The organism is Acinetobacter sp. CIP 102129, from assembly GCF_000368305.1.
Lineage (GTDB): Bacteria > Pseudomonadota > Gammaproteobacteria > Pseudomonadales > Moraxellaceae > Acinetobacter > Acinetobacter parvus.
Map to the genome: position 1 here is coordinate 1879 of NZ_KB849336.1, position 15759 is coordinate 17637.

The following is a 15759-nucleotide window of genomic DNA, read 5'->3' on the forward strand; positions in this document are numbered from 1 at the left end:
GTTCATGGCGACATACGCCATTTAGAAAGAGATGCTGAGCGAGCGATCTTTCTAAAGAAGGTTCATGGCGACATACGCCATTTAGAAACGAAACCTCCTGCAAACCAGCAGGAAGCTTGAGTTCATGACGGCATACGTCATTTAGAAAATAGAGAATGCAATTGGAAATCCTGACAATGCGTTCATGACGGCATACGCCATTTAGAAAGATAAAACATATTTGATTTTGGTGGGTCATCAGTTCATGGCGACATACGCCATTTAGAAAATTGCCTGCGGGTGAGCGTGGTACAGATGATGGTTCATGACGGCATACGTCATTTAGAAATGTTCTCTTACTGATGTATTCAGTCATGACGAGTTCATGACGGCATACGTCATTTAGAAATGCCATTCCATTTTTACGCATTGCATTTTTCAGTTCATGACGGCATACGTCATTTAGAAACGTAAAATTAGATAATTCTTCAATTGTCATCTGTTCATGACGGCATACGTCATTTAGAAATAATTAAGTGTGAGGGCACAGGCACGGCAGGAGTTCATGACGGCATGCGTCATTTAATAATTGGGTTTCAATTATTGCCAAAATAAAATTAGGTTAAGGATATCCATCTAGGATAATCCATAATTTTATCTAAATATTAAAAAAAGATCCTGTCTACTCCTCATTTGAGGAATAGACACAATAGTGCTTTTCTCTAACACTAATCATATTGTGAAGTAAGGAGAATATCATGAAATATAAAATGGCAGCTGCTGCGGTCTTGGGTACTTTATTATTGGGAGGTTGTGGTGGTTCAGATGATGTCATTGATAATATAAAGCAAGAAATTGATGATAAAAATAAACCAACTGAAACGACTACCGCCAATTGGGGCCTTGAAAAGACGGTCAATACAATTACACACTCTGCTTTAAGTACCTTTGTTAATTTTGGTTTTGTTGATGCATTGGTCTATGGCGCTGATGAGGCTGTAGAGGGTACGCCTTGTTCTCAAGGCAACTATGTAAAAACAAGCGATAAAATTACCTTTAATAATTGTAGGGGTTTATTTGATGATGATACTGCGGTTTCAGGTGTCATTAACCTTTCAACAAATCAATATCAATATGTAGACTTCAAAATCAGTTATGATGATGGGGAAAGCAGTTTGGTAAATGGTGCACTTAAAGTAACCAGCACGGCAAATGATACAAGCGGTACCATTGAAACCAACAACTTGAAAGTGGTTTCAACAGAAATTGACGATAATAAAAAATCAAGGACAGTGGAATATAATCTCAGCGCATTTAAAACTAGCTTCCAGGAAGAGGGAAGCAATGGGGCATATTCTTTAAGTTCTGAGGGTATATTTAAGGTTAAAGGCAGTGAAATTGGAGATTATTCAGCTAAATTCAATACCATCAATCCTTTTAGATATAAATCTAATGATGAAGACTCAGATGCCTACGATGGTCAGTTGAAAGTGGTTGATACAACCAATGACAAAAACTATTCAATCTTAATCGCAAATAATGATGCCAAAACTTTGATGTATCAAGCATCTAGTGATGGAAAACAGGTGATTAACAAGACCATTACTTGGGATGAAGTTTACGATTATTAATTTTATTTATCCCGTAATCTCATTATATAGTCATAACACTTTTAGCCGCATCTCCAGTGCGGCTTTTTTATAAATACTGGAATTTATAATGTTGATATTCATAATAAAGGTAAATATGTAGGGATGGCCGATGATATTTTCATGATCTATACTTGTTCGATAAAATTTATGAGTCTTTTCTTATGCACGGTCTCTACCTGATTACCAATGATGATCCAATCCAATTATTACTAGAAAAACTACAGCTTGCGTTGGCAACAGGACATATTGCCATTTTGCAGTATCGTCGTAAAAAAATCGCAAAAGCCGATCAGCCGCTTGAAGTGGAGCAGATTAAGATCCTGTGTGAAAAATATCAGGTTCCATTTGTGATTAATGATGATTTATCGCTGGCAGAACAATTTGGTTTGGGTGTTCATCTCGGACAATCTGATGGCGAAATTATTGATGCGGCCGCATGTCTACCACAGGGGGCGATTATTGGGCGAACTTGCTTAAACAGCTTAGAACTAGCTGAAAAGGCAATTGCTGAAGGTGCAACTTATGTTGCATTTGGCGCAGTCTATGCCACTTCAACTAAACCTGAAGCAGGTAATGTTGGAGTTGAAGTCATTCAACAAGCAAAGCAGAAGTTTAAAGTACCAATATGTGCCATTGGTGGTTTGACCGTTGAAAATTCCCAAGTGGTCATTGAGGCAGGAGCAAGCCTTTGTGCGGTAATTAGTGATATATTAGGACGGTCAACAGCTGAAATTCCTGCTCGTGTAAATGCATGGGCAAAGTTATTTGCATAATTTTTTGCATCGTTTCGACATTTTATTCTTCGATTCTAGGTTGAGTCTTTTATGAGTTTATCTCCAAAGCAAGAACAGTTATTTAAACAAGCAAATAAACATATTCCAGGTGGGGTCAATTCACCTGTACGTGCATTTAACGGTGTTGGTGGTACGCCTGTCTTTATTGAAAAGGCAAAAGGGGCATACTTGTGGGATGTCGATGGCAAACGCTATGTAGATTATGTCGGTTCATGGGGACCAATGATTTTAGGTCATGCGCATCCCGATATTATTCTGGCGGTACAAACTGCAGCTGAGGATGGTTTAAGCTTTGGCGCACCAACAGTATATGAAACGACTTTGGCAGACACCATTTGCGAGATCATGCCAGCGATTGAATTGGTTCGTATGACCAGTTCAGGAACTGAAGCGACCATGACTGCGATTCGCCTGGCGCGTGGTTACACAGGTCGTGACAAGATTGTAAAATTTGAAGGCTGCTATCATGGCCATTCAGATTCGTTATTGGTCAAGGCGGGTTCAGGTTTATTGACCTTGGGTGAAGGTGAGCCGACTTCCAAAGGGGTACCTGCCGATTTTGCCAAACATACTTTAACGCTACCATATAACAATATTGAAGCCTTGAAAGAATGTTTTGCCAAGTTTGGTCATGAGATTGCTGGGGTAATTATTGAACCAGTGGCAGGCAACATGAATCTGGTTACACCAATTGACGGATTTTTACAGGCCATTCGTGATGTCTGTGATGAATACAAATCCGTATTTATTATTGATGAAGTGATGACAGGTTTCCGTGTTGCTCTAGGCGGGGCACACACCCTGTATAATGTGAAGCCTGATCTGGTGACACTGGGTAAGATTATTGGTGCAGGTTTACCTGTGGGCGCATTTGGTGGTAAACGTGAAATCATGGAGTGTATCGCACCGCTAGGCGGCGTGTATCAGGCAGGGACATTGTCAGGAAATCCTTTGGCAATGCGTGCGGGTATTGAGATGTTTAAGCATCTGCGTGAACCTGAATTTTATGACAAGCTTTCGGCACAGTTAGCGAAATTGCTTGCAGGATTACAGACGGCGGCAGATGAGGCAGGCATTCCATTTAAAACCCAGCAGGTGGGTGGTATGTTCGGCCTTTATTTCACCGATCAAGAGGACATTACCAGCTTTGATTCGATGTTGGCCTGTGATGTGGATGCATTTAAGAAATTCTTCCATGGTATGCTTAAACGTGGTGTTTACCTTGCACCTTCAGCATTTGAAGCAGGTTTTATTTCTTCAGTACACTCTGATCAAGACATTGCAGAGACAATTCAAGCTGCAAAAGAAACATTTGCTGAAATGAAAGCTTCTGCGTAATTTCAGATATCAGGAAACACCATGACTATTGTTGTGGTGTTTTTTAGATATGGAATAAAAAATTAGAATTAAATCGATTTTTTCATTGTATTTCTAGTCTAAGCTTTTTATGATTGCCCGCTTGTTTTCATCCAGTCGTTGGAAGGCTACTTTGAGTGATTTTCTAAGTGAACATTTGATTCATCGTGATGAAGATTTTATGGTCATCCATAAACCCGCAGGGTTGCTGACGGTGCCAGGGAAAACACCTGATTTACAAGATTGCTTGATTAATCGTTTATTAAAACTAGAACCAAAAACTTTACTCATTCATCGTTTGGACCGTGATACTTCGGGCATATTGGTTTTTGGCCTATCCAGGTTTGGACAAAGCGCCATTTCCCGTCAATTTCAGGATCGTCAAACCGCAAAAATCTATCAGGCATTGGTTGCGGGCCATTTAGAGGGACAGGGCACAGTGGATATCCCTGTAATCTATGATCCAAGCCGCCCACCATTGCATATTGTGGATGATTCCCATCACAAACCAGCCTTAACAGAATGGCAGGCCATTGAACACTTCGATATTCAGGGACAAATGGTAACACGCGTTAAACTCATCCCGATTACAGGGCGTTCCCATCAGCTTCGTGTGCATATGCAATATTTAGGTCATCCAATTCTTGGTGACACCTTATATGCCACGCCAGAACAGCAGCAGCTTTATGACCGTTTGTGTTTACATGCAACGCAGTTAAGTTTTACTCACCCGAAGACAGGGACACAACTCAGTTTTGATTGTCCCGTATCGTTTTAGTTGCTAAAACTTTTTAATAAATCATGATGTGATGCACGCTATTAGATGGTGCTTTGTGTCAAAATACATGGTTGAAAACTACATAAAATACCTTAAACCCTATCAGGGCTACGGAATACAATATCTAGGCTAACTTGAGATAAAGGTGGAAAAATTGCAGCAGTTTGCTATTGGTCAACGTTGGTTATCAGATACAGAAACAGAACTCGGTTTAGGCGTTCTTATTGATGTAGATGAACGTTCTATCAGCATTTTATTCCCCAAAAGTGATGAAACCCGTGTCTATGCACGCAATAATGCGCCTTTATCCCGTATCATCTTCAATGTGAATGATGAAGTTCAGGATCAGGAAGGCATCAAGTGGATTGTTGAATCCATCGAAGACCGTCATGGCGTGCTCCGTTACGATGTGGTTCGCACTTTGGCAAATGGCGAACAGGAACGCAAGGCACTGAATGAAACCCGTATTGGTGCGCAAATCCAGTTGTCAAAACCTTTAGAACGTCTGTTGGCCAGTCAGGTCGATTATAAGGAATGGTATGACCTGCGTATTGAGGCCATGTTGTTGCAGGCTCAAATGCACACCAGCCCATTACGTGGTTTGCTCGGCGCACGTGTTGGCCTGATTCCACACCAACTTTATATCGCGCATGAGGTGGGTAAGCGCTTTGCGCCCCGTGTTCTTCTTGCGGATGAGGTTGGGCTTGGTAAAACCATTGAAGCGGGCCTGATCATTCACCAGCAACTCAAGACAGGCCGTTCAGAACGTATCCTGATTTTAGTGCCTGATTCATTGCAGTATCAATGGATGATTGAAATGCGTCGCCGTTTCAATCTGCAATTCTCCCTGTTTGACCTAACTCGTACCGCATCGATCAAAGAACATGATCCTGACCTGAATCCATTCCTGACTGAGCAATGCATTATTGCCAGTGTCGATTTGATGATTGACCATGAAGACCTGCGTGAACAGGCTTTGGAAGCAGGTTTTGACTTGCTGGTGGTTGATGAAGCGCATCATTTGATGTGGAGTGAGGAAGAGGGCGGCAATGACCGTTATGATCTGGTTGAAGAACTGGCAGAACAAACAGCGGGTGTGTTGCTTCTCACTGCAACCCCAGAGCAACTGGGTGTAGAAAGTCATTTTGCCCGTTTACGCCTGCTTGATCCGCAACGTTTTAGCAGCCTTGACCGTTTCCTTGATGAGGAAGAGCAATACCAGCAAACTGCGAAAATTGCAGAAGTATTGATGTCAGATGATGCTTTAACAGAAGAGCATTTAGCTGCACTTGAGGGCTTGTTGGGTCATCGTATTGATGATCAGCCTGAACAACGTATGCGTGCGATTCATGAATTATTGGATCGTCATGGTACAGGTCGTATCCTGTTCCGTAACACACGTGAAGCGATTCAAGGTTTCCCAGGTCGTGATTGCCAGCCAGCGCCTTTACCAGCCCCAGAAGACTGGTCATTTGATGGCAAAATGCGTGAGCAGATGTGGCCAGAAGAGGGGCAGCTTGATGGTTCTTGGATGGAAACCGATCCTCGTGTGCCTTGGTTGATGGAAGTTTTACGTAAAGATTTAAAACACAAAAAAGTGTTGTTGATCGCGCGTACTGGTCCTGTGGTGGAGGCATTGGAAAATGTATTGCGCTTACACGCGGGTATTCGTACCGCGATGTTCCATGAGGGCATGAGTTTATTAGAACGTGATCAGGCGGCGGCATATTTTGCTGAGGACAGCTATGGTGCACAGATTCTACTCTGTTCTGAAATTGGTTCAGAGGGGCGTAATTTCCAGTTTGCCAGTGACCTTATATTATTTGACCTGCCTGCCAACCCTGATGTGCTGGAACAACGTATTGGCCGTCTGGACCGTATTGGCCAGGAAAACCGTATCCAGATTCATGTACCATATTTGATCGGTACAGCGCAGGAGCGTATGTTCCGCTGGTATAACGAAGCACTGAATATTTTTAGCAATATTTCTCCAACTGCCCAAACGCTACAAGAGAACTTTATCGTTGAACTGAAAGACTGTCTATTGGCAGATCAAGGTCAAACCTTTGAAGACTTGCTTGAAGAAGTCAATGTACAGCGTCAGGCTCTGGAAGCTGAACTACAAGCAGGTCGTGACCGTTTGCTTGAGTACAATTCTTGTCGCCCAGTTGTTGCACAGGGCATTGTACAGGCGCTTGAGGATTATGATGACAATACGACTTTACCAATGTTCGTAAAGCGTTTTATGTCATCGACCAATATTGACTTTGATGAGCAAAGCAATGGTACGGTCATCATCAAGCCAACCGACCAGATGCAGGTGCAGGGTTTAACTCTAGACGAAGAGGGTATGACCGCGACATTCTATCGTGATCAGGCGCAAATCCGTGAAGATGCACAATATCTGACACTGGAACATCCATTTATTGAAAGTGTCATGGAAATGATCCGTACACAGTCATTTGGCAGTACCAATGTGGCTTTGCTGAAATCAAATGCATTAAAGCAAGGTTCGGTGTTACTGGAAGTGTGGTTTAAGGTGGATGTGGTTGCACCAAAAGCCTTGAACCTGCCATCAAGCCTGCCAAAACAGTTGATTCGTGTGTTGCTGAGTGAAAATGGTCAGGACTTGTCTGCCAAGATTGATCCAGGCATTTTACGTCCATATTTGCATCATCTGGATGGCAATAGCTGTCGTCAGGTGGTGAAAGCACGCCGCAATGTAATTGAAGAGCGTTACGCACAAGCTTTAGATATTGCCAAAACCTCTTTGCCTGAATTGATGCAACAAGCTAAAGAGCATTATGGCAGTAAATGGCAATATGAAATTGACCGTTTAACTTATCTTAAGCAATTTAACCCAAGTATTCGTCAAGATGAAATTGAGCATTTACAAAAGTTCCAGAAAGAGGGTCTAAGTTTATTAGATGGTCTTTCTGTGACTCCAGAAGCGATTCAGGTGTTGGTGGTGGTCAAACCTTAAATCATCACCATGCAATAAAAAAACGAGGATCATTTGACCCTCGTTTTTCTATTGCTGAACAGAAATTACTTTTGTTCGATATTGGCTTCAAGGAACCATAAATATTGATCCAGGTCTTCCAGGGCAGCATGGATAATGTCTTCAGAAATCGGGTCCTGAATCTCATCAATCGTGTCACGTAAATGGTTTGCCACCACGCCATACCGATCGGCAAGTTCTTTTAAATGATCCTGTACCGCATGGATTTCCACAGGATACGGTTTTAAATGCGATGTTTGCGCTACGGTCTGGGTCGTTCCCAATGCGGTACCACCAATTTGTACCGCACGTTCAGCCACATTGTCCAGATGGGTAATCAACGAAGTACGGAACATATCCAGCATTTCATGCACGGCAATAAAGTTGCTACCACGCATATTCCAGTGGGCCTGCTTGGTGAGCAAGGACAAATCAATAAGATCTGCAAGTATTTGATTTAATATTTTGACCGTTGCTTCTTTAATGGAGTCATCTAAATTATTACGTGTATAAACTTTTAAAGCTTTCGCTGCTGAAGAACTCATAGTTACCTCATTTCAATTTTAATAAGCATGAAAATGGATCAAAATCATTTATTTCGATAACTATTTTACGCCGTTGAATACGCCTGAGTGTTTAGATTTTGACTGCTTTTGTATCAGTTTGAATACTGTGCGAAATACAAAGAAGGGAATGTGGGAAGAAATGTAAGTGGGTTGATTGAGTGTGGTACAAGTAAGGGCTGCACCACACGGAAACATAAAACTAGAGCGGTTCTTCTGTTAAATGGCGGGCACCTGTCAGGATCATACGGATCATGAGCATGGTTTGTTCTGCGACTTCAATCCGTTGTTCAGCAGACAGGTCAATCACTTTCGCACCCATGTTAAACACCAGTTGGGTGATGGCTTTAGCGGCAATATCCGCATGGGGCATGTGACTGTTATTGTTGATCTGTTCCAGACGAATCAGGTCTTCGTGCAACTCTTGCTGGAAGAATGAAAGCTGGCGGTCTACAGCCTCTTTATAGGAAGTTGAACCCGTATAGCTTTCACGTAACAATAAGCCCAAATAACCTTCATCCGCATCCAGAAGCTGAATAAAAACTTCGACTGAACTGCGGATAATACTATGTTGCAATACCGCCTGTAGGCGTGCTTCACGAATGATTTTACGCAGTACCAAACCTGCCCGATCAATCAGAGCGATTGCGAGTTCATCAATGTCCCTAAAATGACGATAAAAACTATTGGGTGCAATGCCCGCCTCACGCGCGATCTCCCTTAAACTCAGGGAGGAGATGCTCTTTTGTGGGCCAATTAGGTTCAGGGTGGCTTGAAATAACTCTTCTTTGGTAATGGTGGCTTTTCGGCCAACTGAACGTACAGGAGATTTTATGGAAACAACATCCTGTTCATCTGTTGCTGGTTTGGGACTGGGTGTTAAAACAGAAGAATGAACCATCATTTTCAAAACATAAATAAGCTGCTTGGGATTATAGCGATTGTCGATGGGCTTGTGAAATGTAAATCAATCGGGGCTGCTTTCCACTGTGGGAAACAGGGAAAACTCCATTTCTGCAAGACACTGCCCTTGACTGCGCACTTTTCATTTTATGGTAAACATTTTGTAAAAAATCCTGTTTACAATTCTTTTTGAATAAATATACAAGTGTATATACAAATAAATATACATATGTATAATAATTAAGAAAACAATTAGAGTAACTGCGCATGCAAGCAATCGAAAAGAGGGCTTCCCTGTTTAACTCAATGGCTCAAAGCGTCATGAGCAGTCATGATGCCAATTTCTGGTTACAGAAAATCAACCCTTTATGGTCAATGAATCAACCTCTTGCCAAAGTCGTAAAAAAACAAATTGTGGCAAAGGATATGGTGAGCCTGATATTGCAATGTAACCGCCATGTGCAACGTGGTGTTGCAGGTCAGCATCATCCTGTGACGGTGGAAATTGCAGGTCGTCATTATGAAAGAACCTATAGCCTGATGCAGGTCGATGCAGACCATCTCTGCCTAACGGTGAAAAAAATTGATCAAGGTCTGGTCAGTTCTTGGTTGGTCGATCAAAGTCAAACAGGTAATATTCTGCGTTTGGGACAGCCTTATGGTGAAATGCAGCAGCAGGTTCAAACACCAAAGCTATTGTTACTTGCGGCAGGTAGTGGCATTACGCCAATGCTGAGCTTGATTGAGGCTTTGTGTCAGTCCAGACAGCTTAAAGCCATATTTGTGCAATTGATGTATTGGGTGAAAACGCATGAAGATGCGGCTTATGCTGAGTACCTAAAAGAAGTTGCTGAAAACTTTACGAATTTTACTTATCAGATTTTTTATACGCAGGAACAGGATCAACGCCTAAACCCGTCTCATATTGACCAACTTAAATCTTTAAATGAAACCACAGTTTATGCCTGCGGCCCATCAGGTTTTGCAGCAACTGCGGAAACATTGTTTAAGCATGTCGCCTCAATCCAGACCGAAGCTTTTAGTCTAAGCCAGTTTGATATAGATGCAACTGATACGGGTTTTATCAATGTCACATTGACACAATCCAACAAGACCATCGCCATTCCAAAAGGCCAGTCTATTCTAAGCAGTTTGGAACATCAGGGGATCAAGCCAAAGCATGGTTGCCGTATGGGAATCTGTAATAAGTGTGCCTGCACCAAAGCACAAGGCGCGACCAAAAACTTGCTCAATGGTTCAGCAAACCACGAGCCAAGCCAGTTACTCAAGATTTGCGTAAATTCAGCTCAATCTGATCTTGTGATTGATCTATAAGCGAGAATGACAATATGAATATGCCTGTAAAATATCAATTTTTTCAAAATCCTAAAAATCGTAATTTAACCGAAGCCGAACTGGCTGCTTTTGCCAGGGAACTGGATCAAATCAAGCAGGAGGTGCTGGACGATTTGGGCGAAAAAGATGCTAAATACATTCGCCGTGTTTATTCGTCAATCCGCTATAGTAGCTTTCTAGGTCGTGCCTTACTGTTTGCTGGATGGTTTCCGCCTGCATGGCTATTAGGTACAGGTTTACTTGGTTTTGCCAAGATTATGGAAAATATGGAACTGGGTCATAATGTCATGCATGGGCAGTATGACTGGATGAATGACCCTAAATTTAACGGTCAAACCTATGAGTGGGATACAGTGGGTACCTCGGATAACTGGCGACAAACCCATAACTATAAGCACCATACCTATACCAATGTGAAAGGCATGGATGATGATGTGGGTTATGGCGTATTTCGCCTGTTTCCTGAACAACGCTGGAGCAGGTTTTCGGTCATACAACCGCTATACATTCTGCCATTTAGCCTGTTGTTCCAATGGGGTGTTGCGATTCAAAATCTTGAATTAGGTAAAGTTGTCTACAAGCGTAAGACCATGGACGAATTTAAGCAGGAATGGAAACCTGTGCAAAAGAAAATCGCCAAGCAACTGTTTAAGGATTATGTGTTTTTTCCATTGATTGCAGGGCCATCAGCCATTCCTGTGTTTACAGGAAATCTGGTCGCCAATGGCATTCGTAATATCTGGACATTCAGCATTATTTTCTGTGGTCACTTTACCAAAGATGCAGAAGTATTCCCAAAAACAGTGCTGCAAGATGAAAGTCGTGGGCATTGGTACATGCGCCAGATTCGTGGTTCATCCAATTTGACTGGCTCGGAAGCATTTCACATTTTGACGGGACATTTGAGTCATCAAATTGAGCACCACTTATTTCCTGATATCCCTGCACGCCGTTATCGCCAAATTGCACCGAAAGTTGAAGCGGTATGTAAAAAATATGGCTTAAATTACAACAATGCCAGCTTTGTCAAACAGTTTGGTGAAGTGGTCGGACGTATTTTTAAATATGCGCTGCCTTTTAAAAAGTGATTAGAGCATAAGGGCGAATTGTGTTCGCCCTTATGCTGAGGTCAGTTCAACTTTCGAATTATTTAAACTGAATCGACCCATTGGCGCTAACCGTGATTTTTGATTCACCCGCCGCCATGTCCTGTGCAGGTGCAGCTTCCGCCATCGCAAATTTTGCCATGCCACCCCGCATCATTGGTTGTGGGAAATAGTTGCTGGTATTTAGGTTTAAACTGACCAGATTATATTGGGTTTTATTCCATGCCTGAGTAATCGCCTGTGCACGTTGCTGGAAGTTTCTAGATGCCTCAATCATCAACTCATTTTCAACTTTCTTGCGCTGTTCATCCGATACGGTGAAATTGATGGATTGGGTCTGGAAGCTTTGCTGCAACTCGCTAATCAACTGGCTTGCCGCCTTAAAGTCCTTACTTTCAAGCTGAATTTCAGCACGGGCACGCCATTCCTTTAACTTGCTGCTGTCATTGTCATAAACAGGGTAGGTACTTTGCGCACCAGTTTCGACCTTGACCTGTGAATATTTACGCGAAATCGCCTGTGCCTGATTCATCAGTTGATTGATTTGATTCGAAAGCTCAGCAGGTTGCTTGTGGCTTTTCTCAATATAGAGAACTGCACGCATTTCGTCATTCGCAACTTGGCGTGCTGCATCTGCTTGGATATTCACAATATTATAGTTCAAGTTTTCAGTCTCATGAGCAAAAAGGCTTGGGCTAAGTGCAGCTCCGATCATTAATGTTGCAAGTGCTAAAGTACGCATAAAAAATTCCTTAAAATTTGGTATTAAACATTTATTTTTACAAGTCTGATATTAGAAACAACGGATGGCGAACTTTTGCATATTTTGTGGTGTCTTTGTAATGGATTAGGGAGGTTTTGCAACATAAAAATAAATAAAAACGATTAAAAAATAATGGATTATTTAAAAGTGTTTGACCATTTATCTAAAATACAAACTGCAAATAAAAAAGCATACTTTCTTTCACTTGTCACATAGTATGATGATAATTCATCATAGTTATTGGAAAGAAGTATTTTTTCAATAAGATTAGATGAGTGTCAGGCATAAAAAGTGTTTATTTTCTTTCAAAATTAGGTATCATCTCGCACCTAGTTGAAAGATATAAAACATTGTATCTGCGCTAGATTCTAAAAAGCACCGAGTCAAACGACCGCAAGTCACCAGACTTATTTCTTTTACCCATATCAGAGATGGTAATTCGATATGAGCGTTACTTCCGTAAACCCTGCCGCTAATGCAACCAACGAATATTATCTGACTCGCCAAAGTCAGATGGAATCAAATGTTCGTAGTTATCCACGTAAATTACCGTTAGCGATAGCGAAAGCACAGGGCTGCTGGGTTACAGATGTTGAGGGTACTCAATACCTCGACTGTTTAGCTGGGGCAGGAACATTGGCTTTAGGTCATAATCATCCTGCGGTGATTCAAAGTATTCAGGACACATTGGCAAGTGGCTTGCCTTTGCATACTTTAGACTTAACGACTCCTTTAAAAGATGCGTTTACTGAAGCGCTTTTGGCTTATTTGCCAGGCGGTAAAGAAGAATATTGCCTACAGTTCTGTGGACCATCTGGTGCAGATGCTACAGAAGCGGCGATTAAACTGGCAAAAACCTATACAGGTCGTAGCTCAGTGATCAGTTTTTCAGGTGGATACCACGGTATGACTCATGGTTCACTGTCGATGACAGGTAACTTGAGTGCTAAAAATGCCGTGAATGGTCTTATGCCTGGCGTTCAGTTTATGCCTTATCCACATGAATATCGTTGCCCACTTGGTTTAGGTGGTGAAGCGGGTGTTGATGCTTTGACTTACTTCTTTGAAAATTTCATCGAAGACGTTGAAAGTGGTGTAACGAAACCTGCTGCTGTGATTCTTGAAGCAATTCAGGGTGAAGGCGGGGTGGTAACTGCACCTGTTAAGTGGTTACAAAAAATTCGTGAAGTGACTGAAAAGCACAACATCGTTTTAATTTTGGACGAAGTTCAAGCTGGTTTTGCACGTTCAGGTAAAATGTTTGCCTTTGAACATGCAGGTATCGAGCCTGATGTTGTGGTGATGTCTAAAGCTGTAGGTGGTGGTTTACCATTAGCAGTGCTTGGCATTAAGCGTAAGTTTGATGCTTGGCAGCCAGCAGGTCACACGGGTACTTTCCGTGGCAATCAGTTGGCAATGGGTACAGGTTTAATGGTTCTAAAAACTATTTCTGAACAAAACCTAGCTCAAAATGCGCAAGAGCGTGGTGATTTCTTACAAGCTGAATTCAAAAAATTAGCTCAAGAATTCCCATGTATCGGTAATGTCCGTGGTCGTGGTTTGATGATCGGCGTTGAAATTGTTGATGAACGTAAACCAGCTGACCATATGGGTTCACTTCCTGCTGATGCACAATTAGCTGCAGCAATTCAAACAGCTTGTTTCAACAATAAACTTTTACTCGAGAAAGGTGGTCGTAACGGTACTGTAATTCGTTTACTTTGCCCACTTATCATCAATCAAGACGAATGTGTTGAAGTAGTTGCACGCTTCAAAAAAGCGATTGCAGAAGCTTTAAAAGCAGTACGAGGCTAATCCATGGTTGATTTTGCAGAACATCGTAAAGCGTTACTCTGCAATGATGCACAATCCATTGCTGACTATCAGTCAGCAATGGGTGAAGCGGTTAAAGCCGTTTCAGCATGGTTGCAAAATGATAAAATGTACACAGGTGGAAGCATTAAAGATTTGCGAGCAGCAATTTCTTTTCATCCATCAAAAGAAGGTTTAGGTGTACAACAATCATTACAACGTATGATTGAGCTTTTCCTCAACAAAAGTTTAAAAGTACATCATCCGCACTCACTTGCACATTTGCATTGCCCAACCATGGTGATGAGCCAAATTGCGGAAGTGTTAATCAATGCAACGAACCAATCTATGGATTCATGGGATCAAAGCCCTGCGGGTTCATTGATGGAAGTTCAGCTTATTGATTGGTTACGTCAAAAAGTGGGTTATGGTGCAGGTCAGGCAGGCGTGTTCACTTCTGGTGGTACACAGTCAAACTTGATGGGTGTACTGCTTGCACGTGATGCATGTATTGCGAAAAACTGGAAAGACGAAAACGGTAATCCGTGGTCTGTACAGCGTGATGGCGTGCCAGGCGATGCGATGCGCAACGTCAAAGTTATTTGTTCTGAAAATGCACACTTCTCTGTGCAAAAGAACATGGCGATGATGGGCATGGGCTTCCAATCAGTCGTGACCGTTCCTGTGAACGAGAACGCGCAGATGGATGTGGATGCACTTGAAAAAACCATGGCTCACCTTCAAGCTGAAGGTAAGATTGTGGCGTGTGTGGTTGCAACTGCGGGTACGACCGATGCAGGCGCAATTGATCCACTCAAGAAAATCCGTGAAATTACCACGAAATATGGTTCATGGATGCATATTGATGCAGCTTGGGGTGGTGCACTGATTCTGTCCAATGACCATCGTACAATGTTAGATGGAATTGAATTATCAGATTCAATCACGCTTGATTTCCACAAGCATTATTTCCAAAGCATTAGTTGTGGCGCTTTCTTATTAAAAGATGAAGCTAACTATCGCTTTATGCATTATGAAGCAGAATATTTAAACTCTGCTTATGACGAAGAACATGGTGTACCTAACCTTGTATCTAAGTCATTACAAACGACACGTCGTTTTGATGCATTGAAATTATGGATGACGGTTGAAGCATTAGGCGAAGAGCTTTATGGTTCAATGATCGATCACGGTGTGAAACTGACACGTGAAGTTGCTGACTATATTAAGGCAACAGCAGGTCTTGAACTACTGGTTGAACCGCAATTTGCTTCTGTGTTGTTCCGTGTGGTGCCAGAAAGTTATCCAACTGATTTTGTTGATAGCTTGAACCAAAACGTTGCAGATGAATTGTTTGCACGTGGCGAAGCGAATATCGGTGTAACAAGAGTGGGCAATGTTCAGTCTTTGAAGATGACCACTTTAAGTCCAGTTGCAACGCTTGAAAACGTTCAGAATTTGCTTGCACTTGTGCTTGCAGAAGCCGATCGTATTAAGGATTCGATTGCAGATGGTACCTATACGCCGCCGATTGATTAATCGGGTGTTATGTAGAAAAGAAGATCGCTTAGGCGGTCTTTTTTATATTCGATCTGTAATGAGTTGTTTTTAATCATTTTGCTATAAATCATTAGAAACAAGGTGATTATAAAACTGTAGATAATGGGTTAAAAAAATAGTCAATAATGCTCTTGTC

12 protein-coding genes and 1 CRISPR repeat array are annotated in these 15759 nt (G+C 42.0%); of the genes, 9 read left to right on the plus strand and 3 right to left on the minus strand.

Going from position 1 to position 15759, the window contains the following annotated elements:
* Positions 1 to 568: a CRISPR direct-repeat array (repeat unit 28 nt; unit sequence GTTCATGACGGCATACGTCATTTAGAAA).
* Between the two features lie 169 nt (positions 569 to 737).
* The 5 genes from F973_RS01290 (at position 738) to rapA (ending at position 7542) form a co-directional block, all read left to right on the plus strand.
* Positions 738 to 1610 carry a hypothetical protein gene (locus F973_RS01290; protein ID WP_004681346.1) on the plus strand — a complete coding sequence of 291 codons (873 nt, stop codon included), beginning with the start codon at positions 738 to 740 and terminating at the stop codon, positions 1608 to 1610.
* A 182-nt stretch (positions 1611 to 1792) separates the two neighbouring features.
* Positions 1793 to 2404 carry a thiamine phosphate synthase gene (gene thiE, locus F973_RS01295; RefSeq protein ID WP_004681344.1) on the plus strand — a complete coding sequence of 204 codons (612 nt, stop codon included), beginning with the start codon at positions 1793 to 1795 and terminating at the stop codon, positions 2402 to 2404.
* A 51-nt stretch (positions 2405 to 2455) separates the two neighbouring features.
* Entirely contained in the window at positions 2456 to 3763 is a 1308-nt protein-coding gene (gene hemL / locus F973_RS01300; RefSeq protein WP_004759211.1) for a glutamate-1-semialdehyde 2,1-aminomutase, read from the plus strand.
* A 151-nt stretch (positions 3764 to 3914) separates the two neighbouring features.
* The gene (locus tag F973_RS01305) at positions 3915 to 4559 is read left to right on the plus strand and encodes an RluA family pseudouridine synthase (RefSeq protein WP_171062284.1); all 645 of its coding nucleotides are present in this window, start codon (positions 3915 to 3917) and stop codon (positions 4557 to 4559) included.
* A gap of 145 nt (positions 4560 to 4704) precedes the next feature.
* Positions 4705 to 7542 carry an RNA polymerase-associated protein RapA gene (gene rapA, locus F973_RS01310; protein ID WP_004759213.1) on the plus strand — a complete coding sequence of 946 codons (2838 nt, stop codon included), beginning with the start codon at positions 4705 to 4707 and terminating at the stop codon, positions 7540 to 7542.
* A 65-nt stretch (positions 7543 to 7607) separates the two neighbouring features.
* Here the strand turns inward: rapA and dps are convergent, their stop codons facing one another.
* On the minus strand, positions 7608 to 8105 hold the full coding sequence (gene dps, locus F973_RS01315) for a DNA starvation/stationary phase protection protein Dps (protein WP_004755823.1): 498 nt from the start codon (positions 8103 to 8105) through the stop codon (positions 7608 to 7610).
* A 220-nt stretch (positions 8106 to 8325) separates the two neighbouring features.
* On the minus strand, positions 8326 to 9024 hold the full coding sequence (gene fabR / locus F973_RS01320; protein WP_004759216.1) for an HTH-type transcriptional repressor FabR: 699 nt from the start codon (positions 9022 to 9024) through the stop codon (positions 8326 to 8328).
* Positions 9025 to 9293: 269 nt separating this feature from the next.
* Here fabR and F973_RS01330 point away from each other — a divergent pair, with 269 nt between their 5' ends.
* Both F973_RS01330 and F973_RS01335 read left to right on the plus strand, forming a co-directional pair.
* The gene (locus F973_RS01330; RefSeq protein ID WP_004759217.1) at positions 9294 to 10361 is read left to right on the plus strand and encodes a ferredoxin reductase; all 1068 of its coding nucleotides are present in this window, start codon (positions 9294 to 9296) and stop codon (positions 10359 to 10361) included.
* A gap of 14 nt (positions 10362 to 10375) precedes the next feature.
* Positions 10376 to 11470: a fatty acid desaturase family protein gene (locus F973_RS01335; RefSeq protein WP_004759218.1), complete on the plus strand. Its 1095-nt coding sequence runs from the start codon at positions 10376 to 10378 to the stop codon at positions 11468 to 11470.
* A 58-nt stretch (positions 11471 to 11528) separates the two neighbouring features.
* Here F973_RS01335 and F973_RS01340 read toward each other — a convergent pair whose 3' ends face one another.
* Complete coding sequence (locus F973_RS01340) at positions 11529 to 12230, minus strand: SIMPL domain-containing protein (protein WP_004681333.1); 702 nt, start codon at positions 12228 to 12230, stop codon at positions 11529 to 11531.
* Positions 12231 to 12695: 465 nt separating this feature from the next.
* Here F973_RS01340 and F973_RS01345 point away from each other — a divergent pair, with 465 nt between their 5' ends.
* On the plus strand, positions 12696 to 14066 hold the full coding sequence (locus tag F973_RS01345) for a diaminobutyrate--2-oxoglutarate transaminase (protein ID WP_004759219.1): 1371 nt from the start codon (positions 12696 to 12698) through the stop codon (positions 14064 to 14066).
* A gap of 3 nt (positions 14067 to 14069) precedes the next feature.
* Positions 14070 to 15602 (plus strand): pyridoxal phosphate-dependent decarboxylase family protein, encoded by a 1533-nt coding sequence (locus F973_RS01350; protein ID WP_004759220.1) that lies wholly within the window; start codon positions 14070 to 14072, stop codon positions 15600 to 15602.
* The last annotated feature ends 157 nt before the right edge of the window (positions 15603 to 15759 follow it).